The sequence below is a fragment of the Geodermatophilus sabuli genome (assembly GCF_010686765.1).
GTDB lineage: Bacteria > Actinomycetota > Actinomycetes > Mycobacteriales > Geodermatophilaceae > Geodermatophilus > Geodermatophilus sabuli_A.
In genome coordinates, this window is record NZ_JAAGWF010000008.1 from 230,914 (window position 1) to 255,348 (window position 24,435).

The window sequence follows — 24,435 nt, forward strand, 5'->3', positions numbered from 1 at the left end:
TCCGGTGCGGACCGCCGCCCGGCGCGTGCCGGCGAGCCCGTCGGGTAGGCCCTCGTCGTGCCGAACCGCCTCGCCGCCGCCACCAGCCCCTACCTGCTGCAGCACGCGGAGAACCCCGTCGACTGGCGGGAGTGGGGCGAGGAGGCGTTCGCCGAGGCCCGGACCCGCGACGTCCCGGTGCTGGTGTCGGTCGGGTACGCCGCCTGCCACTGGTGCCACGTCATGGCCCACGAGTCCTTCGAGGACGAGGCCACCGCGGCACAGCTGAACGCCGACTTCGTCTGCGTCAAGGTCGACCGGGAAGAGCGGCCCGACGTCGACAGCGTCTACATGAGCGCCACCCAGGCACTGACCGGGCACGGCGGGTGGCCGATGACGGTGTTCACCACGCCCGACGGCCGGCCGTTCTACTGCGGCACCTACTTCCCGCCGAGGCCGGCGCACGGCATGCCCGCCTTCCGGCAGGTGCTCGGTGCGGTCACGCAGGCGTGGACGACCCGCCGGGAGGAGCTGGAGTCGGCGGGCACCCGGATCGTGGAGGGCATCTCCGCCCGGCTGGACCTGGGTGCCCCCATGCCGCTGACGGCCGAGGTGCTCGACACCGCGGTCGCCGCGCTGGCCGGCGGTTACGACGAGGAGTTCGCCGGGTTCGGGGGAGCGCCGAAGTTCCCGCCGTCCATGCTGCTCGAGTTCCTGCTCCGTCACTGGGCGCGCACCGGCGACCCCGAGGCGCTGCGGATGGCCGCGGGCACGGGTGAGGCGATGGCCCGCGGTGGCATCTACGACCAGCTCGCCGGCGGGTTCGCGCGCTACGCCGTCGACGCGGAGTGGGTCGTCCCGCACTTCGAGAAGATGCTCTACGACAACGCCCTGCTGCTCCGGGTGTACGTCCACCTGTGGCGGGCGACGGGCGAGTCGTGGGCCCGCCGGGTGGCCGACGAGACCGCGGCCTTCCTGATCCGCGACCTCGGCACGCCCGAGGGGGGTCTGGCCTCCGCACTCGACGCCGACACCGACGGCGTCGAGGGGCTGACCTACGTGTGGACACCGGACCAGCTGGTCGAGGCCCTCGGGGAGGACGACGGCCGGTGGGCCGCGGAGGTGTTCGCGGTGACGCCGGCCGGCACCTTCGAGCACGGCGCCTCGACGCTCCGACTGCTCCGCGACCCGGACGAGCCGGCCCGGCTGGCGTCGGTGCGCGAGCGGCTCGTCGCGGCCCGTGCCGGGCGTCCGCAGCCGGCCCGTGACGACAAGGTGGTGACCGCCTGGAACGGCCTGGCCATCGCCGCGCTCGCCGAGCACGGGGTGCTGACGGGGAACGAGGCGTCGGTGGCCGCCGCGCGCCGGGCCGCCGTCCTCGTCGCCGACGTGCACTGGGTCGACGGCCGGCTGCGACGGGCCTCGCGCGACGGGGTCGCCGGTGCTCCGGCCGGCGTCCTGGAGGACTACGGCGACCTCGCCGAGGGCCTGCTCGCCCTGCACCAGGCGACCGGGGAGGGGCGCTGGCTCGAGCTCGCCGGCGACCTGCTCGACGTCGTGGCCGAGCAGTTCATCGACGCCGACGGCTGGCACGACACCGCCGCGGACGCCGAGGCGCTCGTGCACCGGCCGTTCGACCCGGCCGACGGCCCGACGCCGGCCGGCGTGGCCGCTGCGGGCGGGGCGCTGGTCACCTACGCGGCTCTGGCCGGGGCGCCGCGACACCGCGAGCTGGGCGAGGCGGCGGTCGGGTCGCTGGCCCGGCTGGTCGCGCAGGCCCCACGCGCGGCCGGATGGGCGGCGGCGGTGGGGGAGGCGCTGCTGGCCGGTCCGCTGGAGATCGCGGTCAGCGGGCCGGCGGGCGCGGAGCGCGACGCGCTCGCCGCGGCGGCCCGGGCGTCGGTGAGCCCGGGAGCCGTGGTCGTCGTCGGTGACCCCGACACACCCGGGGTGCCCCTCCTGGCGGGCCGGCCGCTGGCGCAGGGGCGGCCGGCCGTCTACGTGTGCCGGGGCTTCGTCTGCTCGGCGCCGGTCACCGAGCTGTCCCCTCTCGGCGGAGTGCTGGGCCCTTCCTGAACGGGGCACCGGACGATTACCGTGTAATCGTGTAATCAACTCCTGAGGAGGCCGTCGTGCACGGACACCACCACCGCTTCTCCGACACCCCGTTCGCCGGCATGCGCGGAGCGTTCCGCGGGGGCCGCGGCCCGGGCGGCCGCGGCCGCGGACCCGAGGCGCCACCCCCCGTCGAGCGTGCCGAGGTCGCCGGCTGGTTCGCCGGCCGCCTGCCCGACGGCTGGTTCACCGGGCCGGTGGAGCTGCTGATCGACCGCGACGAGATCACCGTCGTCGGCCCGCTGGCCGAGCCGTCGCCCGTCGACGGTGACGCGGCGGCCGCGCGGGCCGGCCGGATCGCGCGCTTCCGCGAGGAGACCCGCGAGCAGCGCATGGCGATCGCGGACGCCGCCCAGGCCCGGTACGGCCGGTCGGTCGCGTGGGGGGCGAGCTGCGGCGAGGTCCGGGAGCTGTTCACCACGTTGTCGGTGCCGGTGATGACCCGGCTGCGGCAGCCCGAGCGGCTGGTCCTGGACACGCTCGTCGACGCCGGCGTCGCGCGCTCCCGGTCCGAGGCGCTGGTCTGGGCGGTCCGGCTGGTCGGGCAGCACGCCGAGGACTGGCTGACCGAGCTGCGCGAGGCCATGGCCTCGGTCGAGGAGGTGCGCGGGCGGGGACCCTCGGTGGGCTGAGACCTGCCAGGCTCGGGCCGTGTCCGAGCCGCTGCACCTGCTGCGCACCGCCTACGCCGACCTGGCCGCGGCCCTGTCCGCCCTGACCGCCGAGGAGGGCTGGCAGCCCACCGGCTGCGCCGGCTGGACGCCGGTGGACCTCGGCGTCCACCTGCTCGGCGACGCCCGCCGGGCCCTGGTCGCGCTCAACACCCCCGCCGACGGGCCGGCGGACACCACCGCCGTCGACTACTGGCTGGCGTGGCGTCCGCCGGCTCCCGGCGACGAGGACGAGCTGTGGAGCACGCGGGTGGTGGCCAGCGTGCAGGGCGGCCTCGGGCCGGTCGGTCGGCGCTACGCCGAGACGTCCGCCGCGGTGCTCGTCGCCGCCGGACGGGTCGACGCCTCGGACCTCGTCCGCACCCAGGGCAGGGTCATGACGGTGGCCGACCTGCTCTCCACGCTGGCGGTGGAGGCCGCCGTCCACCACCTCGACCTGGTCGCCCACCTGGACCGGCCGGGGCCGGCCGCGGCGCCGCTGGCCGAGGTCCGCCGGGTGCTCGAGGGGTTGCTCGGCGGGCCCCTCCCGGCGGGCTGGGACGACGTCACCGCCGCCCGCCGGGGCACGGGACGCTCGCCCCTCGACGACTCCGACCGTGCCCTGCTGGGTCCGGCGGTGGAGCGGTTCCCGCTGTTCGGGTGAGGGCGCCGGAGGGGATCCGGCGACCAGGGACACTGGGGTGGTGACTGCCGGCACCGGGTTCCCCTCGTCGACCGACGTCCTCGTGGTCGGTGCCGGCCCGGCCGGCTCGGCGGCCGCCGCCTGGGCCGCCCGCGCCGGGCGGGACGCGGTGCTCGCCGACGCCGCGACGTTCCCGCGGGACAAGACCTGCGGCGACGGCCTCACCCCCCGGGCGATGGCCGAGCTCGACTCCCTCGGGCTGGGCGACTGGGCCCGGGGGCACGCCCGCAACCGCGGCCTCCGCGCGGCCGGGTTCGGCCGGGAGTGGCAGCTGCCCTGGCCGGGCGGCGCCTTCCCCGACCACGGCAGCGCGGTGCCGCGGACCGAGCTGGACGCCCGGATCCGGGCGGTGGCGCTCGCCGACGGCGCCGTCCCGCTCGACGGCGCCCGGGCGGTGGACGTCGAGCGGGACGGCGACCGCGTCACGGGCGTGGTGTTCGAGCTCGCCGACGACGAGACCGTCACCGTGGGCTGCCGGCGGCTGGTGGTCGCCGACGGCGCCCGGTCCCCGCTGGGGCGGGTGCTCGGCCGCGAGTGGCACCGCGGCACCGCCTACGGGGTCGCCGCCCGCGGCTACGTCCGGTCGGGCCGGGCGGACGACGAGTGGATCTCCTCGCACCTGGAGCTGCGCGGCGCCGAGGGGGAGCTGCTGTCCGGGTACGGCTGGGTGTTCCCGCTCGGCGCGGCGTCCGGACAGGTGAACATCGGCGTCGGCACGCTGGCCACCGCCCGGCGTCCGGCCGGGGTGGCGCTCAAGGCGCTGCTGGAGGTCTACGCCGCGGCCCGCCGCGCGGACTGGCAGCTCGAGGGGCCGGTCGAGGCGCCGGCCTCCGCCCTGCTGCCGATGGGCGGCGCGGTGTCGAACGTGGCCGGCCGCAACTGGGCGCTGATCGGCGACGCCGCCGGCTGCGTCAACCCGCTCAACGGCGAGGGCATCGACTACGGGATGGAGACCGGGCGCAGCATCGCGGGCCTGCTGTCCGACGACGACTGGTCAGCGGCCTGGCCGGCCACGCTGCGGCGGCACTACGGCGAGGCCTTCTCCATCGCCCGCCGGCTGGCGGGGCTGCTGACGGTCCCCCGGTTCCTCCCCGCCGCCGGGCCGGTGGGCATGCGCTCGGAGGCGCTGATGACCGTGGCACTGCGGGTGATGGGCAACCTGGTGACCAAGGAGGACCGCGACGTGGTCGCGCGCGCCTGGCGACTCGCCGGCCGCGCCTCCGTCCGCCTCGACGACCGCCCCCCGTTCACGGCCTGACCGACCCGCCCGGGCCCCCGGCCCTCCCGCGAGGACCCGCCGCGGCGGGGAGAGCAGGGTCCTCCGTCAGAGGAAGGGCGAGTTGTAGACGGCGAAGTAGACGGCGATGTAGTGGCAGATGGCCGCGACGATGGTCAGCGCGTGGAAGACCTCGTGGTAGCCGAAGGTGCCCGGCCAGGGGTTGGGCTTCTTGATCGCATAGGCGATGCCGCCGGCGGTGTAGAGCAGGCCCCCTGCGGCCAGCAGCACGAGCGAGGTCACGCCGGCGATGTGCAGGATGTCGGTCAGGATGAAGACGGCGACCCAGCCCAGGCCGATGTAGAGCGGCACGCCCAGCCAGCGCGGCGCGGTCGGCCAGCTGAGCTTGAGCGAGACGCCGGCCAGCGCGCCGGCCCAGACCCCGGCGAGGATCCAGTACCCGGTCGGCTGGTCGACGGCGAGCAGGGCGAACGGCGTGTAGGTGCCGGCGATGAACAGGAAGATCATCGAGTGGTCGAGCCGCTTCATGATCTTCCAGCCGCGCGGTGACCAGCGGCGCCGGTGGTAGAGGGCGCTGATGCCGAACAACCCGAGGATGGTCAGGCAGTAGAGCGCCACGGAGAACCCGGCACGGGCGCCCTGCACGGCGGCCAGCGGGATGAGCACTGCGCCGGCGACGATCGAGCCGAAGAAGGCGAACAGGTGCAGCCAGCCCCGCATCCGGGGACGGGTGTCGGGATGCTCCCAGTCGTCGTCGGCGAAGTCCTCGGCGGTCCACGCGTGCTCGACCCGCTCGCCCTCGGCGAGGACGGTGGCGACCGCCGGCCCGCGAGGCGCCTCGATCTCCGCGCTGTCCGCCTCGATCCGCACGGGTTCACGGTCGTCGGGCAGAGCACTCATGGACCGAGGTTACGTAGCCGTAGGTTGCGTCGCAGCGCGACCGACGTGTGAGCTCGCTGTCAGTCGCCGGCAGCTCCGGTGCTGGTCGGGGAACGGGTACGCAGCGGGGTCGAGGAGGGGCCTAGGGTGACCTCCCGTGGGGGTGCGCCAGTGGGGCCGTGACCTCCTGACGCAGGTCTACGAGCGGCGGCTGGCCCGTGCCCTGGTGGGCGCCGACATCCCGCGTCACGTCGGCGTGATCGTCGACGGGAACCGCCGCTGGGCGCGGGCCATCGGGCTCGAGGACCCCAACGCGGGGCACCGCCGCGGGGCCGACAAGATCGCGGCGTTCCTCGGCTGGTGCGACGAGGCCGGCGTGGAGGTGGTCACCCTCTTCCTGCTCTCGACCGACAACCTCTCCCGGCCCGAGCCCGAGCTGCTCCCGCTGCTGCGGATCATCGAGGGCGTCGCCGAGGACCTCGCCGCCCCGGACCGGCGCTGGCAGCTGCGCCCGGTGGGTGCGCTGGAGCTGCTGCCGGCCGAGACCGTCGCCGTCCTCAAGCAGGCCGAGGAGGAGACGCGGGACCGGCCCGGGGCGTCGGTCAACCTCGCGGTCGGCTACGGGGGACGGCGGGAGATCGCCGACGCCGTCCGGTCGCTGCTGGCCGAGCACGCCGAGCGGGGGACGACGCTCGACGAGCTGGTCGGCGTGCTGGACGCCGAGCACATCGCCGAGCACCTCTACACCCGCGGTCAGCCCGATCCCGACCTGGTCATCCGCACCAGCGGGGAGCAGCGGCTCTCGGGCTTCCTGCTGTGGCAGACCGCGCACTCGGAGTTCCACTTCACCGACGTCTACTGGCCCGACTTCCGGCGGGTCGACTTCCTCCGCGCGCTGCGCGCCTATGCCGCCCGGCACCGCCGCTTCGGCGGCTGAGAAACTGCGGTCCATGGCAGCCGACGCGCTCGACGTCCCCCTGGAGTACGTGCGGCTGGGTCTGCGGTTCGACCGCCTGGAGTCGGGCTTCGTCGACGCGTACACCGGTCACCGCCGGATCCGCGCGGAGGTGGCGGACGAGCCGGCGCCCACGCCGCAGGGGCTGCGCGACCAGGCGCGGGCGCTGCTGCGCGAGCTGCCCGCCGCGGACCTGCCGGCCGACCGCACCGAGTTCCTGCGCGGCCAGCTCACCGGCCTGGAGTGCAGCGCCCGGAAGATGAGCGGCGAGCCGGTGCCCTTCCTCGACGAGGTGTCGAGCTACTTCCAGGTCGACCTCACCCTCGGGGACCCGGGCGCCTACGCCGCCGCCCACGCCGAGCTCGACCGGCTGCTGCCGGGCAGCGCCCCGCTGGCCGAGCGGTACGCCGCGCACCGCCGCCGCGAGGAGTGCCCGCCCGACCGGCTGGCCGACGCGGTGCACGCCCTGTCCAGCGCGCTGCGCGACCGGGTCCGGGGCGAGTACGGGCTGCCGGAGAGCGAGACCGTCCGGTACGAGGTGGTGACCGACCAGCCGTGGTCGGGGTTCAACTACTACGAGGGCGACTACCGCTCGCGGGTGGCGATCAACGCCGACCTGCCGCACCGGCTCGGGCAGCTGCCGCACCTGGTCGCGCACGAGGCCTATCCCGGGCACCACACCGAGCACTGCCGCAAGGAGCTCGGCCTGGTCGAGCGCGCTGCCCGGCTGGAGCACACCGTGTTCCTGGTCAACACCCCCGAGTGCCTGATGGCCGAGGGCCTGGCCGACCTCGGCGTCCAGGCCTCCATCGGCGCGGGCTGGGGACCGTGGGCGGCCGACGTGCTGGGTGACCTGGGCCTGCGCTTCGACGGGCACCTGGCCGAGCAGATCGCGGCCGCGGCGGCGCCGCTGAACCGGGTCCGCCAGGACGCCGCCGTCCTCCTGCACGACCGCGGGGCCGACGCCGACGAGGTGGCCGGGTACATCCAGCGCTGGTCCCTGGTGAGCGCCGACCGGGCCCGCCAGCAGCTGCGCTTCCTCACCCACCCGCTGTGGCGCGCCTACATCACCACCTACGTCGAGGGGTTCGACCTGCTGTCGGCGTGGCTCGACGGGCGTCCGGTCGGGCAGCCGGTCGCCGACCGGTTCGTGCGGCTGCTCGACGAGCCACTGACGCCGGCCGGGATCGCCGGCGAGCTGCGGGCCGCCTGAGCAGATGGCGCGGCGGCACACTCCCGAGGAGGCCCGGGACCTCGGGCTGTGGACGGCGGGCTGGCTGGCGGTGCTCCTGGTCGGCGGCATCTGGTGGATCGGCGACCTGAGCCTGCAGTGGCCGGTGCTCGTCGTCCCGCTGGTCTGGGTGCTGGTCGCCATGCGGCCGCGGCGACCTCGCGGGAGCCGCTGAGACGGCTGTGGCCCGTGGTGACCCGAAGGAGGGACACGCCTGCTGCTCGACACGTTCCTGTCACCTGCCGGGCCTACCGTCCGCAGTGGAGGACGAGCTCACCTCGCTCTCCACGGGAGGCCCGGTGCTGACGTCCACGTCGAGCAGAGGGGCCGGCACCCGGCTCCTCAGCCGGGTCCCGGCCACCCTCGAGCCGGGGCGCGCCACGTCCGCGTGGTGGCGCCCCACGGGAGTCGACTCGTGACCACTCGCCGCACGTTCGTCCTCGACACCTCCGTCCTGCTCTCCGACCCTGCCGCGCTGCTCCGCCTCGGCGCCCACGACGTCGTCCTCCCGCTGGTCGTCATCGGGGAGCTCGAGGACAAGCGCAACCACCCGGAGCTGGGGTGGTTCGCCCGGCAGGCGCTGCGGCTGCTCGACGACCTGCGGGTCGAGCACGGTCGGCTGGACGCGCCCGTGCCGGTCGGTGACGAGGGCGGCACGCTGCACGTCGAGCTCAACCACAGCGACCCGTCGGTGTTGCCGGCCGGCTTCCGGAACGACAGCAACGACAGCCGGATCATGGTGGTCGCGCTCAACCTGCGGGCCGAGGGCCGCGACGTCTGCCTGGTGACCAAGGACGTCCCGCTGCGGGTGAAGGCCGCAGCCGTCGGCCTCGAGACCGACGAGTACCGCGCGCTGGACGCCGTCGACGCCGGGTGGACCGGCATGGCGGAGCTGTCCCTGGACGACACCGAGCTGTCGGCGCTCTACGACGACGGCACCGTGTACGTGCCGGCGGCGGCCGAGCTGCCCCCGCACACCGGGTTGGTGCTGCTGTCCTCCCGGGGCTCCGCCCTGGGGCGGGTGACCCCGGACAAGCAGGTGCGGCTGGTGCGTGGCGACCGCGAGGCGTTCGGGCTGCACGGTCGCTCCGCGGAGCAGCGAGTGGCCCTGGACCTGCTGCTGGACCCCGACATCGGCATCGTGTCGCTGGGCGGCCGTGCCGGCACCGGCAAGTCGGCGCTGGCGCTGTGTGCGGGGCTGGAGTCGGTGATGGAGCGGCGCGCGCACAAGAAGGTGGTCATCTTCCGGCCGCTGTACGCCGTCGGCGGTCAGGAGCTCGGCTACCTGCCCGGCAGCGAGGGCGAGAAGATGTCGCCCTGGGCGCAGGCGGTGTACGACACCCTCGGCGCGCTGGTCTCCACGGCGGTGCTGGAGGAGATCGCCGCCCGCGACCTCATCGAGGTGCTGCCGCTGACCCACATCCGCGGGCGGTCGCTGCACGACTCGTTCGTCATCGTCGACGAGGCGCAGTCGCTCGAGCGCGGGGTCCTGCTGACCGTGCTCTCGCGCCTGGGCTCGGGGTCGCGGGTGGTGCTGACCCACGACGTCGCCCAGCGGGACAACCTGCGGGTCGGCCGGCACGACGGCATCACCGCGGTGATCGAGGCGCTCAAGGGGCATCCGCTGTTCGCGCACGTCACGCTGACCCGGTCCGAGCGCTCGGCGATCGCCGCCCTGGTCACCGAGATGCTGGAGGACCTCCCGATCTGAGCCTGGGGGCACCCGCGTTGCGGGCGTTCCCCGCGCAGTGCCGGTGCTGCAGTGCCCGCCATGCGCGAGGGACGCCCTCAATCCGGTGTCACGCCGGCCGGCGGCGGCTCCGGTCGAGCGCTCGACGGACCCGGTCCGCGACCACGGTCCCGGGGTGCGAGGTCCCCCCACGTCCAGCGCACGACGCCCCAGCCCTGTTCGCGGAAGGCGTCCTCGCGCCGCTTCTCCGCGAACACCACGTCGCCCGGCTGCCCGGGCCGGAGCGGGCGGCCGTACTTCGCCCGGCCGTCGAACTCACCGATGACGCGTTGCTCCTGCCAACCGGAGTCCGCACGGCCGAGCAGGGCGCCGTCCGCCGACCACACCGGCAGCTGCAGCGTCGAGGGAGGCAAGCCCAGGCGGCACGAACTCCGACCGCAGAGCCGCGCCGAGGGTGACCACCGCCGGCTCGCCAGGCAGGACGCGGGCCAGGTCGACGGTCGTTCGTGCGGGTGAGGTCACGGCCAGCCCGTCGACCGTCATCACGTCGTCGTCCGGGAGCCGGGCCACCTGGCAGCGCAGGAACCGCCCGAGCTCACCGGACGCCGGGGGCTGCCGGGTCACGTGCACCCGGGCGAGGCCCACGCCCCGGAGTGGGAGGCCGTGCAGGACGGCGGCCGACTGGTGACTGACCACGGCGGGTCGACGGAGGGCCGCCATCGTCGCGTGCACGAGCAGCTGGTGCCGCGCCGAGTCGCCGCTGGGGGCTCCGTCCGACAGGTGGGCACCGCGCCGGAGTCGGGTCAGCTGCCCGCGGCGGGCGTGCGGGCCAGCTGCGAGCGACTCCCGCAAGGGAGCCGAACGGTGCACGCGTCAGGCGGGCGGGGGCTGCTCCGGGGCCGGGTCCGGGGGTGCTGCCGCCGGCCGGCGCGGTGGCGCGCTCGCCCAGCGCAGCAGGGCCACGGCGGCCCAGGCGGCGGCCAGGCACCACGGCAGCCGGACGACGACCTCGTCGGCGGTCAGGTCACCGCGCAGCCCCAGGGCGAGGACCGGGACGGCGAGCAGGAAGCCCACCGCGAGCACGTCCCACCGCAGCGGGCTCATGTCCCCGAGCTCTCCAGTCGCTCGCACAGCAGGGACGCCCACCGGTGCGCGGTCGCGCGGGCGCCGTCGAGGAGGGCCACGGGCAGGGCGGTCCGCGACAGGACGGCGGCCGGGTCGGCGGTGAGGTCGGTGTCCTGGACCATCAGGGCGTCCACGCGGGACAGCCCGTCGAGCCAGGGGCCGACGTCCTCGGGCTTGCGCGTCGCCTCGATCACGGCCCACACGCCGGCCGGGGCGAAGACCGCGATCATCTGCTCGAGCCACGTGCCGCCGCCGGTGCGCAGGGGAGCGTCGACCGCGACGATGGTGAGGGTCCCGGAGCGGTCGGCCTCCTGCTTGCGCTCCAGGGCGACGTCGATGCTGGCGATCCGGCTGCTGCGCGGGGCGAGGGCCGCCAGGTCACCACGCGAGGCCCACTGCAGGCGCTCGCCGTCCAGCCGGAGGGACGCGGCGATCGAGCGGGCCGCGGCGAGGGTCTCGACGCCCGGGCCCACCACGAGCAGCACCTCGCCGGGTCCGGTGGGGAGAAAGGGGACGGCGGGCAGGCCCTGGGCGAGTGCCCGGGTGAGCGCCGCATACGTGCCGGAGCGGGCCACCTCCGCGGCGAACCCGTCGCCGAGCAGCCGCTGCGGCACGCCGAGGGCCACCAGCCGCTGCACGATCTCCTCCTCGGCCGCGCCGGCGCCCGGTGCCGTGGGCGCGCCGCCCAGGGGGCGCTCGCGCACCGACGTCACGACGACCGGAGCGCTGCGGCGCCAGGTGGCCGCGCGCTGGGCCACGGGCAGCCGGGTCACCGTCGCCAGCCCCACGGTGCCGCGTCCGCCGGAGGCCCGGGCCACCTGCTGACCCGACCCCGGACGGCGGGTCGAGGGCGGCACCGGCGGGCGGGACAGCAGCGGCGGGACGGCCACGGCGGTCCCCGGCGCGCGCGGGGGCAGGAGCGACAGCGGCGGGAGCACGGTGGTGGCGTCCAGCGGCATGGGCGCCGGGTCGCTCGCGGTCGGGGCGAGCACCTCGGCGACCACCTCCCACTCGTCGGCCTCGGCGTCGGCGTCGACCCACACCGGCATCTCGGCGGTGTGCGCCTCGGCGAGTGCGTACTCCTCGTCGGACAGGAACCCGTAGCCGTCGTCGAGGTACCCCGCAGCCGGTTCGTCCGCGGCCGCCGAGGAGCCGGCCAGCACGCCGCGCAGGAGCTGGGTCAGGGCAGCGTCGGAGGTGTCGTGCGCGAGCGCGGCCCGGAGCACCTCGGCGATGGCCTCCTCGCGGGAGGTGATCGGCCCGGTGGCGAAGTCCGGCTCGTCCACCCACTCGGGGACCGGCACGGGCTCCACCGGCGCTGCCGGGGGAACGGCAGGAGCCGGGACGGGCGGCCGGACGGTGATGACGACCGGCTGCGGTTCGGTGACGGGTGCCGTCGGCACGGCGGCCTCGGCGACGGGCGCCACGGTGACCGGCTCGACGACGGGCGGGGCCGCGACCGGAGCGTGGGCGGCCACGGCCTCGACGACCGGGACCGTCTCGACGGGGGGCGCGACGGGTGCGGGAGGGGCCACGTGCGCAGGGGCCACGGTCTCGACGGTCACCGGCGTGACGGGCACGGAGGTGACCGGCGCCGGCGGAGGGACCGGTGCGGGCGGGACCACGGGCACGGAGGCCACCGGCGCGGGAGGGGCGACGGGCGCGGGAGGGGCGACGGGCGCGGGAGGGGCGACGGGCGCGGGAGGGGCGACGGGCGCGGGAGGGGCGACGGGCGCGGGAGGGGCGACGGGCGCGGGAGGGGCGACGGGCGTGGGAGGGGCGACCGGTGCGGGGGCAGCGGGCGCGGTGGCCGCGGCCGAGGCGGCGGTGACCGCGGCGATGGCCTCGTCGACCGCCTCACGGACGTCGACGTCGCCGGCGACCATCTGCGCCAGCGCCGCGGTGAACGGGGAGGGGGCCAGCGGAGCGTCGTCCGGCAGCGGTCCGGCCGGCAGGTCGTGGTGCGGCGCGACCGTGTGCACCGCACCGGCCGCGCGGGCGGGGGCTGCCGACCGCGGGGATGCCGCCGGCCACGCCGCGGCCGCGGACCGCGCCGGAGCCGCGGACCGCGCCGGAGCGTCGGCGGGACGGGCGGCCCGCGGCTGGGCCTGCCGGGTCGCCCGGGGCATCGCCGTCCGGGAGTACAGGTCGACGTCGGGCTCACCGGCGTCCCGGGCGAAGAGCCCGGCCATCTCGTCCACCGGGTCGGGCAGCACCGGGTCGCGCCGGAGCGCGGCCTCGATGCGGGCCGCGGACTCGGCGCGAGACGCCGGCCGGCGCTCCACGGCCGGGGCGACCTCCTCCACCTCGGCCACGTACCGCTCGGTGGTGAAGAAGCCCATCACGCCGCCCGAGCGGATCTTCCGGATCCCCACGATGCGGACCGACGAGCCGTACTGCTCGCGCGCGGCAGCGATGGCCGCCTCGCGCGAGGCTGCCTCAACGGATGGCAACTGCACCGTTCACCACTCCCAGTGATTCGATCTGGGCCGTCCGGGAGACCTCCGTGTAGGAGATCACCGGCAGGCGGGGGAGGATCTGACGCATCAGGCGGGACAGGGCGGCCCGGACCTGCGGGGAACACACCAGCACGGGGGCGAGGCCCAGCCGCTCGGCCTCGGACAGCAGGCCGGTGCAGCCGTTGACGAGTCCGTCGACCGTGCCGGCGTCCAGCGCGAGCACCTGACCGCCCTCGCCCACCCGGACCGACTCGAGCAGCCGCTGCTCGAAGGCGGGGTCCAGGGTGAGCACGTACAGCCGCTCGTCGGGTGTGACGTAGGGGTGGCTGATGGCCGCCCCCAGCGCCGAGCGGGCGGCCTCGATCAGCCCGTCGACCTCGGTCGAGACCTTCGCGCGGACCGACAGCGCCTCGAAGATGCGCACCAGGTCGCGGATCGACACGTTCTCCTCGAGCAGCCCGTGCAGCACGCGCTGGATCTCCCCGAGGGTGAGCAGGGTCGGGGTGAGCTCCTCGACGACGATCGGGTGGGTGCGGCGGACCATCTCGACGAGCAGCCGGACGTCCTCCCGGCCGAGCAGTTCGGCGGCGTGCTGCCGGACGACCTCGGCCAGGTGGGTGGTGATGACCGAGGAGCGGTCGACGACGGTCGCGCCGGCCATCTCCGCCTGGCGCTGCAGCTCGGCGGGCACCCACTTGGCCGGCAGGCCGAACACCGGCTCGCGGGTGGCCTTGCCGGGCAGGCCGTCGAGGGCGTCGCCGATGGCGAGGACGGTGCCCGCCGGCGACATCCCCTTGGCGGCGGGCACGCCGTTGAGCCAGATGACGTACTGCGACGCCGGCAGGTCCAGGTTGTCGCGGGTGCGGACGAGCGGGATGACCAGGCCGGTGTCCATGGCGACCTTGCGGCGCAGCGCCTTGACCCGGTCCAGCAGGTCCCCGCCACGGGCGGTGTCGACCAGGTCGACGAGGTCGAAGGCCACCTCGAGCTCGAGCGGGTCGACCCGCATCTTCTCGGCGATCGCCTCGGGGGAGTCGGGCTTGGGCTCCTCGTCCCCGGTCGCCTGGGTCTCCGCCTCCTCGTCGACCTCCGCGACGTCCTTCATCCGGGCGGCCATGAAGAGGAACAGCCCGCCGATGACCAGGAACGGCAGCTTCGGCAACCCGGGGATGAGGCACATGGCGATGGCCGCGCCACCGGCGATGCGCACCGGCTGCTGGAACCGGCCCAGCTGGGCGAGCAGGTCGCTGCCCATGTCCCCGTCGGAGGCCGAGCGGGTGACGATGATGCCGGTCGCGGTGGACAGCAGCAGCGCGGGGATCTGGGAGACCAGCCCGTCGCCGACGGTCAGCAGCGAGTAGGTGGAGACCGCCTCGGCCGGGGCCATGCCGCGCTGCATCACGCCGATGGCCATGCCACCGATGAGGTTGATCAGCGTGATGATGATGGCAGCGATGGCGTCGCCCTTGACGAACTTCGAGGCGCCGTCCATCGAGCCGTAGAAGTCGGCCTCGGCCGTGACCTCGTGCCGCCGCTTGCGGGCCTGCTTCTCGTTGATCAGTCCGGCGTTGAGGTCGGCGTCGATAGCCATCTGCTTGCCGGGCATCGCGTCGAGGGTGAAGCGGGCGCCGACCTCGGCGACGCGGCCGGCACCGTTGGTGATGACGACGAACTGGATGATCGTGAGGATCACGAAGATCACCAGGCCGACGATCAGCGAGCCGCCGATCACGAAGTGCCCGAAGGCCTCGATGACCTTCCCGGCGTAGCCGTCGGTGAGGACGAGGCGGGTCGAGGAGACGTTCAGGGCCAGCCGGAACAGCGTCGCGATGAGGATCAGCGACGGGAAGACGGCGAAGTCCAGCGGCTTCCTGATCTGCATCGCGACCAGCAGGATCAGCAGCGACGCGGTGATGTTCAGGCCCAGGAGCAGATCCAGGACGGCGGCCGGCAGCGGCACGACCAGCATGAGGACGATGGCCACCACGCCGATCGGGACGGCGGCCTTCGTCAGCTTCTGCACGAGTCAACTCATCGGCAGTTCGGCTTGACCGGGGCACCGACGGGGCGCCGTCCGTCCCACCCGCCCCAGCGGCACCGTCGGCCCTCTGCAGGGCCCCGCCGCGAGCCTGCGAGTGGTGGGGCAGGAGGGCCTCCCTCAGCGGCGGCGGCGGGCGGGGACGAGGTCCGCGACGTCCGGCGCGGCGAACCCCGGACGGTGGAACCCCCCGCGGACCCCGCGGGAGGACAGCTGCATGACGAACGCCAGCACCCGGGCGACGGCTGTGAACAACTGGGCCGGCACCTCCTGCCCGAGCTCGCAGGAGGCGTGCAGGGCGCGGGCGAGCGGGATGTCCTGGACCAGGGGCACCCCCGCCTCGGCCGCCTTCTCGCGCAGCTTGGTGGCGATCTCGTCGGAGCCCTTCGCGACCACCCGGGGCGCGCCGCGGTCGGCCTCGTACTTCAGCGCCACCGCCACGTGCGTCGGGTTGACCAGCAGGACGTCGGCGTTGGCGACCTCGCTCATCATCCGGTTGCGCGACATCGCCATCTGGGTGGCCCGGCGCTGGGCCTTGACGTGCGGATCGCCCTCGGACTGCTTGTGCTCCTGCTTGATCTCGTACAGGCTCATCTTGAGCTGCTTCATCATCTTGGTGCGTACGACGACGTAGTCGGCGACCGCGATGACCAACCCGGTCACGGCCACGACCCGGAACATGAGGACGGCGGACTCGGAGAACGTCGCGGCGACCGCCGAGAGCGGCAGCGCCCCCGACGCCGACACCAGTTCCTGGGCCCGGCTGCTGGTCAGGATGACCACCGTCAGCAGGGCCGCGGTCTTGATGACCGCCTTGGCCGCCTCCCACAGGCCCTGGGTGCCGAACATCTTCTTGATGCCGGGGAACGGGTTGAGCTTCTTCAGCGTCGGCTTGAGCGGCTTGCCCGACACCGACACCCCGCCCTGCGCGGCCGACGCGGCGGTGCCGACCACCATCAGCGTCAGCGCCATCGGCAGCAGTGCGGTGAGGAAGGTGCTCAGCGCGGCACCGAACATCGCCGACAGCGCGGCGGGGTCCGGGTGCGCGGTCACCGTCCCCACCCGCACGAACAGCTCGCCGATGCCGTCGAACGCGTTGCCCACGAGCATCGGCAGCAGCACGCTGGCCGCCGCCGCCCCCAGCCAGGTCCCGAGCTCCTGGGTGCGGGGGATCTGCCCCTCCTTGCGCGCCTTCTTGAGGCGCTGGGGAGTCGGCTTCTCGGTCTTCTCCCCACCGGGTCCGTCCTTGGCCATCGCTCACCCGCTCCGCAGCGAGACCATCGCGCGCGCGGCGTTCTCGAGGAGGGCGTCCAGAGCCGACGGCAGCAGTGGGAAGGTGAGCCCGAGCAGGGTCAGGGTCAGCATGATCTTGACCGGGAAGCCGAACGCGAAGATGTTGAGCGCCGGCGCCGCGCGACTGAGCAGGGCCAGGGCGACGTCGGCCAGCAGCAGCACCGCCACCATGGGTCCGGCGATCTGCAGCGCGGCCAGGAACATCATCGTGAACGCGGTGAGCAGCACCTGGGCCACGTCATCCACCGGGAAGCCGCCACCCACGGGCAGCCCCTCGTACGAGGTGGCGAACCCGCGCACGATGAGCAGGTGCCCGCCGCTGGTGAACAGCAGCGTGGTCGCCAACAGGTAGTAGAGGCGGCCGACCGAGGAACTCGTCGTCATCGACAGCGGGTCGTAGGCCGGCTGCAGCGAGAAGCCGCCGGTGAGGTCGATCAGGTCACCGGCGTACTGCACGGCGGCGAACAGCACCTGCACGACGAAGCCCAGTGCCGCACCGATGACCACCTCGGTGACCGCCCCGACGACGAGGAAGCCGGCGGTCGGGTCGGGCAGGTCCGGTGCGATCCGGGTCATCAGGGCCACCGACAGGGCGAGGGCGAACGCGCCCTTCACCGGGGCCGGGATGCTCCGGGAGTTGAACGGCGGGGACAGCAGGATGAAGCCGGCCGCCCGTGCGGTGCCCAGCAGCAGCGCCGCCAGGGTGACCGCCGGGACCTCGAGGTCCATGGCCGCCTCAGGTCCGGTCGAGCAGCCGGGGCAGCGCGTCGAACAGGCCCTCGGTGAAGCTGACCATCTCGGCGAGCACCCAGTTGCCCGTGACCAGCAGCGCGATCGCGACCGCGATCATCTTGGGCACGAAGGACAGGGTCGGCTCCTGGATCTGGGTCGCCGCCTGGAACAGCGAGATGAGGAACCCGACCAGCAGCGCGGTGAGCAGGATCGGGGCGGCGACCTTCGCGGCGACCAGCATCGTCTGCACCGCGATCTCGGTGACGTCGGCGTCAGACATCGCGCGTCACCCGTAGCTCCCGACGAGCGCCGTGGTGATCAGCGCCCACCCGTCGACCACGACGAACAGCAGCAGCTTGAACGGCAGGGACACGATCACCGGCGGCACCATCATCATGCCCATCGCCATGAGGGCGGCGCTGACCAGCATGTCCAGCACCAGGAACGGGATGAAGACGACCAGGCCGATGATGAACGCGCTCTTGAGCTCCGAGAGCACGAACGCCGGCACCAGCGTGGTCATGCTGACCGCCTCGCGGTCGGCCGGCGCCTCCTCCCCGGACAGCCCGACCATCAACGACAGCTCGTCGTCCCGGGTGTTGTCGAGCAGGAACTCCTTGAGCGGCACGACCCCGGTCTCGTAGGCCTGCGACACGGTGATCGTCCCGTCGAGGTAGGGCTGCACCGCCACCTCGTTGACGTCGGCGAGAACCGGCCCCATGACGAAGAGGGTCAGGAACAGGGCCAGTCCGGTGAGGACGGAGTTCGGCGGGGACTGCTGCATGCCCAGCGCGTTGCGGGTCAGCGACAGGACGACGATGATCTTGGTGAACGACGTGGTCAGCAGCAGCACCGCCGGAGCCACCGACAGCACGGTGATGGCCAGGATCAGCGTCACCGAGCTGTTCGGGCTGCCGTCACCGATGGAGATGTCCACGCCGCCGTCCACGGCCGGGACCACCGGGGCGGTGGGAGCCGTCGGCGCGGTCGGGACGGTGGGCGCCGCGGACGCCGGGTCGGCGAGCAGCGCCAGGACGACGCCGGCGAGCGCGACGAGCAGCAGGACCAGACCCGCCCGCCGAGCGAAGGGCGCGCCCCGCGCGGCGACGGGTGCGGGGGAGGAGGTCATCAGCGGCGGACCGTCCGCTCGCGCAGCTGCGCCACGATGGTGGTCCAGCCGGCGCGGTCGAACACCGAGCCGGCGAGGGCGCCGGTCGAGGGGCGGGCGACGGGCGCGCGGACCCCGTCGGCGCCCTCGGTCGTCGTCCGGACGGCGGCATGGCGCTCCTCGAGGGCGGCCTCGACCGCGTCTCCGTCCACCTCGGCCAGCAGGGTCACCTGCTCCTCGGTGGCTCCGACGACCAGCACCCGCCCGGCGATGCGGACGACGTTCACGGTGCTGGCCCGGCCCATGCGCTGCCGGGCGACGACCTCGATCAGCCCGTTGCCCTGGCCGAGCCCGCGCTTCTTGGCCACCCGCGCGGCGAACCACAGCACGGCGCCGACGAAGGCGAGGGACAGGACCAGCCGGATGACCATCCACGTCATGACGGGCCCTGCCCGAGCTCGGAGACGATCTCGCTGATCCGCAGCCCGAAGTCCTCGTCGACGACCACGACCTCACCGCGGGCGATCAGCGTGCCGTTGACCAGCAGGTCGGCGGGGGCGCTGGCGGCCCGGTCGAGTTCCACGACCTCGCCCGGGTGCAGCGACAGCAGCTCGCTGACCGTCATCCGGGTGCGGCCGATCTCGACGGTGACCTCCATGGCCACGTGCCGAAGCAGGTCGATGCTCCCGCGCGGGGCGCGGGCCTGGGGGAGGGTCACCTGCAGGGCGAAGGTCGCCTCCACGGTGCCGCCACCCGCCAGCAGCGGGACGGCGACGAACATGCCCTTGTCCCGCAGCCCGTCCATCGCGGTGTCGGGGTCCTCGGTGCGCTCGGAGTCCACCCGCACGCGCCCCAGCGTCGCGGCCGCGGCCTCGAGGGCCGGCCGCAGCGCGGCGGCGACGTCCATGGGGCCGACGGGCGAGTTGGCCAGGGCGTCGACGATCTCGGCGGACACGACGAGGACGACGTCCCCGCTCACCTCGCCGGAGAGCCGCGCCATGACGGCGGCAGCCGCCTCGGTCGGCAGCAGGACGGCGTCGGCGTCGCTGACCGGAGGGCCGGGCACCAAACCGGCTGTCGCCGGCACCAGCGCGGCCGCGGCGCGGGCGGCCGAGGCCACGACGGCGATCACGGTCTCGGAGGCGGGCGTGTGCTCCAGGGAGGCGGTCATGCGGTGTCCTTCTGAGCGGCGGACGGGGTGGGCACGATGGCGGCGGCGAGCCGGCGCCGGTGGTTGCTGGCGATCGCGAAGGCGAACGTCACGTCGTTGGTGGTGACCTCGAGCGGGGCGTCCTGCGGGTGGCGCAGCAGCAGGACGTCGCCGACGGCCAGGGAGAGCAGGTCGTCGGAGGAGACCTCCAGCGGGGTGAACCGCACGCTGACGTCGACCGGCACCAGGTTGAGCCGCTGCTCGAGTGCCTCGGCGGCACGCCGTCGCTTGGCCTGGGCCGACTCCGAGAGCTGCGGGGACGCCGCGTTGTTCAGGGCGGCGGCGAACGACGAGAAGGGCAGCACGAGGGTGGCCTCGCCGGCGCGGCTGCCGATCGCCATCGTGAAGGACGCCACCATCACCGTGTCCGACCCGGCGGCGGCCTGGGCCAGCTGCGGGTTGTACTCGACGTCGCTGAGCTCGGGCTGCAGCTGCACGATGTGGCTGAAGGAGGCGGTCAGCTCCTGCAGCAACCTGGTCAGCAGGTGGTTGGTGATGGTCGTCTCCATCACCGTCATCGGCCGGTCGGGCTGGTCGGCCGCCCCGGACCCGCCGAGCATGTGGTCCACGCTCGACATGGCGATGTCGAGGGGATAGGCCAGCAGCCCCTTGCCGGCCAGCGGCTCGAGCGTGAACGTGGCGATGAAGCACGGGTTGGGCAGCGTGGCCACGTAGTCGTCGTAGGAGTGCTGCTCGATGCCGACCAGTTCCAGGCGGGCGCCGGCCCGGAGCATGGTGGTCAGGACGGTCGTCGCCTGGCGGGCGAAGGCCTCCTGGGCGATCTGCAGCACCCGGACGTGCTCGCGGGAGAGCTTGGTCGGCCGCCGGAAGTCGTAGGTGCGCGGCTCCCCGCGTCGGCGGTGGCCGGCCGGCCTCGATGACGCGGCCGGCGAACCCGGCGCGGGTCCGTTGTCAGGGCGGGTCACCCTCCCCTCATCGGCGGGGGACGACGTCGCCCTGACCGGCGGCGACGAGCGCTGTCGGTCAGGGCGACGGGTGTGACGGGTGGTGCGCGAGCTCCGGTGCTCGCCGACGCGGGCGGTGCTGCGGGCCTACTGGGTGACGTACTCCGTGAGGTACACGTCCATGACCATCTCGTGGCCGTCCTCCGTGTAGGCCTCGACGATCTTGTGTTCGAGGGCTTCCTTGAGTGCGTCGCGGGCGGCGGTCACGTCGGCCGGCTGAGCCTGCGAGTACGTGGAGATGACCAGGTCGAGGGCCTTGGAGCCGTCGAGGGACGCGCCCCCGTGCCCGCCGGCCGCCGCCGCCTCGGTCAGCTGCAGCGCGATGCCCACCTTGAGGTAGCCGCCGCCGGAGAGGTTCACCGCGATCGACTCGAGGGGGAGGACCTCCCCGGCCACCGGCTCCTCGGCAGCGGCCTCACCGCTGCCGGCGAACAGGAAGAAGTAGGCGGCTCCGGCGGCGACGAGCAGCACCGCCAGGCCGAGGACGAGGATCTTCTTCTTCCCGCCGCCGCCCTCCTCGCCGTCCTCGGGCGTGGGCTTGTCGGCGTCCTTCTTCTTGCTCATGGGGTCCCTCCCTGGGTGGTGCCGGCATCCAGGCCGGGCAGCAGGTCGTTGGCCTCGGCCGAGGCGGTGGAGAGCACGACGACGTCGACGCGCCGGTTGACCGAGATGGCGGCGGGGTCCGTCGGGGGTACCAGCGGGCGGGTGTCGGAGTAGCCGTTGGCGACCATGCGGACCTGCGGCACGCCGCCGACGGCCAGCTGCCGGACGACGGTCGTGGCGCGATAGGCCGACAGCTCCCAGTTCGAGGGCCACGGCCCGCCGGCGGTGACCGGCAGGTGGTTGGCGTGGCCCTCGACCCCGAGGCCGTTGGGCAGGGTGCGGAGCGTGGGCGCGATGGCGTCCAGGATCTGCCGTCCCTCCGGGCGCAGCTCGGCGCGCTCGGCGTCGAACAGGACCTGGTCGGCCACGATGTGCACCACCAGGCCGCGCTCGTCGATCTCGAACCGGGCGGCGCCCGCGTGGCCGGCGGCCTCGAGCGCGGCCTCGATCCGCTCGCGGGCGGCGGCCAGCTCGTCGTACTGGGCCTGCGCCTCGGCCGCGACCTGCCGGGCCTCGGCGAGGGCCGCCTGGGCGGCGGCGCGGTCCACCGCAGCCTGCTCGACGGTCTCCTCCGGCGGGATGGCCGAGGCGATGTCGATGGCGCCGGGGAGCCCGTCGAGCACCGACCCCTCCGTCGTGGCCGCCGGGATCGCCGACACCGGCGTCCCGAAGGCCTCGGACAGGCCGCTGGCGAGCTGGGCGAACTTCTGCTTGTCGACCTGGCTCATCGCGTAGAGGACGACGAAGAGCACGAGGAGCAGCGTCATCATGTCCGCGTAGGACACCAGCCACCGCTCGTGGTTCTCGTGCTCCTCCTCCTCGTGCTTCTTCCCGCGTCGCCGCCCGTGACCGGTGCTCACGCCGCGTCCCTGGCGGCCTCACTGGGCGGGATGAGGGCGCTGAGCTTGAGTCGCACCGCCCGCGGGCTGGTGCCGGCCTGGATCTCGGTGATGCCCTCGACGAGCAGCTCCATCTGGGCGGCCTGCAGCTCGCTGACCCGCAGGATCTTGGCGCCCATGGGCAGGAACCAGAAGTTCGCGGCCATGACGCCCCACAGCGTGGCGACGAAGGCCGCGGCGATCATCGGGCCGAGCGCCTCCGGGTTGCTGAGGTTCCCCATCACGTTCATCAGGCCGACGATGCAGCCGACGATGCCGATCGTGGGGGCGTATCCGCCCATGGCGTTCATGAACTTGGCGGCGACCTTGTCCTCTGCCTTCTTGGCCGAGATCTCGCTCTCCAGGACGGTGCGCAGCTCCTCGGGGTCGGTGCCGTCGATGCCCATCTGCAGGCCGCGCTTGAGGAACGGGTCCTCGATCTGCTTGACCTGCGCCTCGAGCGCCAGCAGGCCCTCCTTGCGGGCCTTCTCGGCGAGGCTGACCAGGGTCTGGATCTGGTCGGTCGCCGGCGGCACCTTGGCCGGCATGACGGCCATCTTGAACCAGGCCGGCATCTTCTTGAGGTCGTCCATCGTCTGGCTGGACATCGCCGCGCCGAAGGTGGCGACGACGACGAGGATGATCGCCGGCAGGAAGAGCAGCGACATGGGATCGGCGCCCTCCATGATCATGAAGATCAGGAGGGCGACCATCGAGACGACGAACCCGATCAGGGTGGCGGGGTCCACGGGTCAGCGCTCCTCGCGGGCCGGGAAGGGGACGACCGACGAGCGGCCGTCGTCCTCGGTGGTCCGGGTGGGCGTGCGGTAGGTGCCGCGGTCCATCTCGTAGGCGGTGGCGAGGATGCTGGCGCGGTACTCGCGGATCTCGACCAGCACGTCGTCGACGGTCTCGGTGACGAGGTACTTGGTGCCGTCGACGAGGAACACCACGGTGTCGGGGTGGCCCTCCACCCGCTCGACGAGGTCCGGGTTGAGCGCGAACCGCTCACCGTTCAGGCGGGTCACACGGATCACGGGAGGTCCTCTTGCTCGGTCGGGCAGGGGGGAGGCGACCGCGACGGCGGCGCCGGCTGCTTTTGTCATCGGCGTGGCGGCGACACGGCTTGAGCCGAACGGGTGGTCTCACCCCGACGGGTGGGGTGCGTCGACCGCCTGCTCGCGGCGCCGAGTTCCCCGAAAGCGGCTTCGCGGACGGCGTCCCGGGGCTGACTTCCCCGGAGTGGGTCGCGCCGGTGTGCAACGGCCGCGGCCCGGCCCCTCGGTGGAGGAACCGGGCCGCGGGCGTCCCTCCAGGGGCCCGCCACGAGCGTGTGAGTGGTGGGGTGGAGAGAAGCCCTTCATCAGCGCTTCAGGTTGACCAGGTCCTGGAGGATCTCGTCGGAGCTGGTGATCACGCGGCTGTTGGCCTGGAACCCGCGCTGGGCGACGATGAGGCCGGTGAACTCCTCCGCCAGGTCGACGTTGGACATCTCCAGCGCGCCGGCGTTGAGGGCGCCGCGGCCGCCCGTCGCCGCCTGTCCGATCAGCGCGAGCCCGGAGTTGGTCGCGGGCCGGTAGGTGCTGCTGCCGGCCTTCTCCAGACCGCCTGGGTTGGCGAAGGTGGCGAGTGCCAGCTGACCGAGGACCTTTGTCTGGTCGTTGGAGAAGACTCCGGTGATCATGCCGTCGTTGCCGAGGCTGAAGGACTCCAGGACGCCGGCGGAGTAGCCGTCCTGCTTCGCGGCGGCGGCCGTGGTGGGGCTGCCGTACTGGGTCACGGTACTGATGTCGATCGTCACCGCCGTGGTCGAGACACCCGTCAGCGTCAGCTCACCGCTGGCCGGCGTCGCCAGCGCGCCGGCTGCGTCGAACGTGATGTCCTGGCCCGTCGCGCCGTTCAGGGGGAGCGTGGCAGTCGGGTCGGCCGGGTCCGGCTTCGACGCCTTCACGTTCCAGCCGGTCGCCGTCTTCTCGAAGACGAAGGTGACCGGGACCTCGTTGCCCAGGTTGTCGTACATGGTGATGGAGGACTCGGCCTTCTTGCCGACCTCCGTGCCCGCGGAGAGGTTGCCGTCGATCGCGCCCGTGCCGGTCGCCTTCGGCGCGGTGCCCTGGCCGAAGGGGATCGACAGGTTCCCGATACGGCCGTTGGCATCCACCACCCCGTTGGCGTCGGCGGACCAGCCCTGCAGGATCGCGCCACTGTCGGTGATCATGTTGCCCGCCGAGTCGAAGCCGAACGACCCAGACCGGGTGAACAGTTGCTGGGTGCCGGACTGGACGACGAAGAAGCCGTCGCCCTCGATCATGAAGTCGGTGGCGCGGCCGGTGGTCTGCGTGGCGCCCTGGGCCCAGTTCGTGGAGATGCCGGCGACCTTGACGCCGAGTCCGACCTGAGCCGGGTTGCTCCCGGCGGTGCCCTCGGCCGGTGCTCCGCCGGCGCGCATCATCTGGGACAGCGCGGCCTCGAAGACGGTCGACTGGCTCTTGTAGCCGACGGTGTTGACGTTGGCGATGTTGTTGCCGGTGACGTCCATCTTGGTCTGGTGGGCCTTGAGGCCGGAGATGGCAGAGAACATGGAG

Annotated in this window: 26 protein-coding genes; 8 read left to right on the plus strand and 18 right to left on the minus strand. The window is 73.9% G+C overall.

Annotation, left to right across the window (positions count from 1 at the left end):
* The first annotated feature begins 57 nt into the window (after positions 1–57).
* Genes GCU56_RS07945 through GCU56_RS07960 form a run of 4 tightly spaced genes read left to right on the plus strand, consistent with a single transcriptional unit; the run spans position 58 to position 4,705 of the window.
* Positions 58–2,055 (plus strand): DUF255 domain-containing protein, encoded by a 1,998-nt coding sequence (locus GCU56_RS07945; RefSeq protein ID WP_163480973.1) that lies wholly within the window; start codon positions 58–60, stop codon positions 2,053–2,055.
* A gap of 56 nt (positions 2,056–2,111) precedes the next feature.
* Positions 2,112–2,726 carry a hypothetical protein gene (locus tag GCU56_RS07950; protein ID WP_345771717.1) on the plus strand — a complete coding sequence of 205 codons (615 nt, stop codon included), beginning with the start codon at positions 2,112–2,114 and terminating at the stop codon, positions 2,724–2,726.
* A 19-nt stretch (positions 2,727–2,745) separates the two neighbouring features.
* A complete protein-coding gene (locus GCU56_RS24520; RefSeq protein WP_204331654.1) occupies positions 2,746–3,408 on the plus strand; it encodes a maleylpyruvate isomerase N-terminal domain-containing protein in 663 nt (220 codons plus the stop codon).
* A gap of 40 nt (positions 3,409–3,448) precedes the next feature.
* A complete protein-coding gene (locus GCU56_RS07960; protein WP_163480974.1) occupies positions 3,449–4,705 on the plus strand; it encodes a geranylgeranyl reductase family protein in 1,257 nt (418 codons plus the stop codon).
* Positions 4,706–4,771: 66 nt separating this feature from the next.
* Here the strand turns inward: GCU56_RS07960 and trhA are convergent, their stop codons facing one another.
* Entirely contained in the window at positions 4,772–5,584 is an 813-nt protein-coding gene (trhA, locus tag GCU56_RS07965; protein ID WP_163480975.1) for a PAQR family membrane homeostasis protein TrhA, read from the minus strand.
* A gap of 136 nt (positions 5,585–5,720) precedes the next feature.
* On the opposite strand from trhA, the gene GCU56_RS07970 reads away from it, so the two are divergent.
* The 4 genes from GCU56_RS07970 (at position 5,721) to GCU56_RS07985 (ending at position 9,460) form a co-directional block, all read left to right on the plus strand.
* Positions 5,721–6,500, plus strand: a complete 780-nt coding sequence (locus GCU56_RS07970; RefSeq protein ID WP_163480976.1) for an isoprenyl transferase — start codon at positions 5,721–5,723, stop codon at positions 6,498–6,500.
* A 13-nt stretch (positions 6,501–6,513) separates the two neighbouring features.
* Entirely contained in the window at positions 6,514–7,731 is a 1,218-nt protein-coding gene (locus GCU56_RS07975; RefSeq protein ID WP_163480977.1) for a DUF885 domain-containing protein, read from the plus strand.
* 4 nt (positions 7,732–7,735) lie between these two features.
* Positions 7,736–7,924: a hypothetical protein gene (locus GCU56_RS07980; RefSeq protein ID WP_163480978.1), complete on the plus strand. Its 189-nt coding sequence runs from the start codon at positions 7,736–7,738 to the stop codon at positions 7,922–7,924.
* A gap of 240 nt (positions 7,925–8,164) precedes the next feature.
* Positions 8,165–9,460 (plus strand): PhoH family protein, encoded by a 1,296-nt coding sequence (locus GCU56_RS07985; protein WP_163480979.1) that lies wholly within the window; start codon positions 8,165–8,167, stop codon positions 9,458–9,460.
* A gap of 77 nt (positions 9,461–9,537) precedes the next feature.
* On the opposite strand, the gene GCU56_RS23390 is transcribed toward GCU56_RS07985, so the two are convergent.
* The 17 genes from GCU56_RS23390 to GCU56_RS08065 form a co-directional block, all read right to left on the minus strand.
* A complete protein-coding gene (locus GCU56_RS23390) occupies positions 9,538–9,852 on the minus strand; it encodes a hypothetical protein (protein ID WP_204331757.1) in 315 nt (104 codons plus the stop codon).
* Positions 9,755–10,159: a type IV toxin-antitoxin system AbiEi family antitoxin gene (locus GCU56_RS25480; RefSeq protein WP_440588737.1), complete on the minus strand. Its 405-nt coding sequence runs from the start codon at positions 10,157–10,159 to the stop codon at positions 9,755–9,757. The genes GCU56_RS23390 and GCU56_RS25480 overlap by 98 nt, the downstream gene beginning before the upstream one ends.
* Before the next feature lie 153 nt (positions 10,160–10,312).
* Entirely contained in the window at positions 10,313–10,543 is a 231-nt protein-coding gene (locus GCU56_RS07995) for a hypothetical protein (protein WP_163480784.1), read from the minus strand.
* On the minus strand, positions 10,540–13,023 hold the full coding sequence (locus GCU56_RS08000; protein WP_163480980.1) for a hypothetical protein: 2,484 nt from the start codon (positions 13,021–13,023) through the stop codon (positions 10,540–10,542). The genes GCU56_RS07995 and GCU56_RS08000 overlap by 4 nt, the downstream gene beginning before the upstream one ends.
* The gene (flhA, locus tag GCU56_RS08005; protein ID WP_163480981.1) at positions 13,004–15,046 is read right to left on the minus strand and encodes a flagellar biosynthesis protein FlhA; all 2,043 of its coding nucleotides are present in this window, start codon (positions 15,044–15,046) and stop codon (positions 13,004–13,006) included. The genes GCU56_RS08000 and flhA overlap by 20 nt, the downstream gene beginning before the upstream one ends.
* Before the next feature lie 135 nt (positions 15,047–15,181).
* A complete protein-coding gene (locus tag GCU56_RS08010; protein WP_163480982.1) occupies positions 15,182–16,315 on the minus strand; it encodes an EscU/YscU/HrcU family type III secretion system export apparatus switch protein in 1,134 nt (377 codons plus the stop codon).
* Between the two features lie 3 nt (positions 16,316–16,318).
* Entirely contained in the window at positions 16,319–17,083 is a 765-nt protein-coding gene (gene fliR, locus GCU56_RS08015; protein ID WP_163480983.1) for a flagellar biosynthetic protein FliR, read from the minus strand.
* 7 nt (positions 17,084–17,090) lie between these two features.
* On the minus strand, positions 17,091–17,366 hold the full coding sequence (gene fliQ / locus GCU56_RS08020; protein ID WP_163480984.1) for a flagellar biosynthesis protein FliQ: 276 nt from the start codon (positions 17,364–17,366) through the stop codon (positions 17,091–17,093).
* 6 nt (positions 17,367–17,372) lie between these two features.
* Positions 17,373–18,215 (minus strand): flagellar type III secretion system pore protein FliP, encoded by an 843-nt coding sequence (fliP, locus tag GCU56_RS08025; RefSeq protein ID WP_163480985.1) that lies wholly within the window; start codon positions 18,213–18,215, stop codon positions 17,373–17,375.
* A complete protein-coding gene (locus GCU56_RS08030) occupies positions 18,215–18,634 on the minus strand; it encodes a FliO/MopB family protein (RefSeq protein WP_163480986.1) in 420 nt (139 codons plus the stop codon). The genes fliP and GCU56_RS08030 overlap by 1 nt, the downstream gene beginning before the upstream one ends.
* On the minus strand, positions 18,631–19,365 hold the full coding sequence (gene fliN / locus GCU56_RS08035) for a flagellar motor switch protein FliN (protein WP_163480987.1): 735 nt from the start codon (positions 19,363–19,365) through the stop codon (positions 18,631–18,633). Before fliN ends, GCU56_RS08030 begins: the two co-directional genes overlap by 4 nt.
* A complete protein-coding gene (locus tag GCU56_RS25085) occupies positions 19,362–20,330 on the minus strand; it encodes a FliM/FliN family flagellar motor switch protein (protein ID WP_163480988.1) in 969 nt (322 codons plus the stop codon). Before GCU56_RS25085 ends, fliN begins: the two co-directional genes overlap by 4 nt.
* A 126-nt stretch (positions 20,331–20,456) precedes the next feature.
* Positions 20,457–20,933 carry a flagellar basal body-associated FliL family protein gene (locus tag GCU56_RS08045; protein WP_163480989.1) on the minus strand — a complete coding sequence of 159 codons (477 nt, stop codon included), beginning with the start codon at positions 20,931–20,933 and terminating at the stop codon, positions 20,457–20,459.
* A complete protein-coding gene (locus GCU56_RS08050; RefSeq protein ID WP_163480990.1) occupies positions 20,930–21,832 on the minus strand; it encodes a flagellar motor protein MotB in 903 nt (300 codons plus the stop codon). The genes GCU56_RS08045 and GCU56_RS08050 overlap by 4 nt, the downstream gene beginning before the upstream one ends.
* On the minus strand, positions 21,829–22,599 hold the full coding sequence (locus tag GCU56_RS08055) for a MotA/TolQ/ExbB proton channel family protein (protein ID WP_163480991.1): 771 nt from the start codon (positions 22,597–22,599) through the stop codon (positions 21,829–21,831). Before GCU56_RS08055 ends, GCU56_RS08050 begins: the two co-directional genes overlap by 4 nt.
* Positions 22,600–22,602: 3 nt before the next feature.
* Positions 22,603–22,887, minus strand: a complete 285-nt coding sequence (locus tag GCU56_RS08060; RefSeq protein ID WP_163480992.1) for a flagellar FlbD family protein — start codon at positions 22,885–22,887, stop codon at positions 22,603–22,605.
* Positions 22,888–23,213: 326 nt separating this feature from the next.
* Entirely contained in the window at positions 23,214–24,431 is a 1,218-nt protein-coding gene (locus GCU56_RS08065) for a flagellar hook protein FlgE (protein WP_239521914.1), read from the minus strand.
* Positions 24,432–24,435 lie beyond the last annotated feature (4 nt).

Coding starts and splice junctions, on each gene's coding strand:
- fliR (WP_163480983.1), bottom strand. CDS start 17,083: ATGGACCTCGAGGTCCCGGCGGTCACCCTGGCGGCGCTGCTGCTGGGC.
- fliN (WP_163480987.1), bottom strand. CDS start 19,365: ATGACCGCCTCCCTGGAGCACACGCCCGCCTCCGAGACCGTGATCGCC.
- GCU56_RS08045 (WP_163480989.1), bottom strand. CDS start 20,933: ATGAGCAAGAAGAAGGACGCCGACAAGCCCACGCCCGAGGACGGCGAG.
- GCU56_RS07980 (WP_163480978.1), top strand. CDS start 7,736: ATGGCGCGGCGGCACACTCCCGAGGAGGCCCGGGACCTCGGGCTGTGG.
- GCU56_RS08010 (WP_163480982.1), bottom strand. CDS start 16,315: ATGGCCAAGGACGGACCCGGTGGGGAGAAGACCGAGAAGCCGACTCCC.
- GCU56_RS08065 (WP_239521914.1), bottom strand. CDS start 24,431: ATGTTCTCTGCCATCTCCGGCCTCAAGGCCCACCAGACCAAGATGGAC.
- GCU56_RS08030 (WP_163480986.1), bottom strand. CDS start 18,634: ATGACGTGGATGGTCATCCGGCTGGTCCTGTCCCTCGCCTTCGTCGGC.
- GCU56_RS07975 (WP_163480977.1), top strand. CDS start 6,514: ATGGCAGCCGACGCGCTCGACGTCCCCCTGGAGTACGTGCGGCTGGGT.
- trhA (WP_163480975.1), bottom strand. CDS start 5,584: ATGAGTGCTCTGCCCGACGACCGTGAACCCGTGCGGATCGAGGCGGAC.
- GCU56_RS25480 (WP_440588737.1), bottom strand. CDS start 10,159: ATGGCGGCCCTCCGTCGACCCGCCGTGGTCAGTCACCAGTCGGCCGCC.
- fliQ (WP_163480984.1), bottom strand. CDS start 17,366: ATGTCTGACGCCGACGTCACCGAGATCGCGGTGCAGACGATGCTGGTC.
- fliP (WP_163480985.1), bottom strand. CDS start 18,215: ATGACCTCCTCCCCCGCACCCGTCGCCGCGCGGGGCGCGCCCTTCGCT.
- GCU56_RS07995 (WP_163480784.1), bottom strand. CDS start 10,543: ATGAGCCCGCTGCGGTGGGACGTGCTCGCGGTGGGCTTCCTGCTCGCC.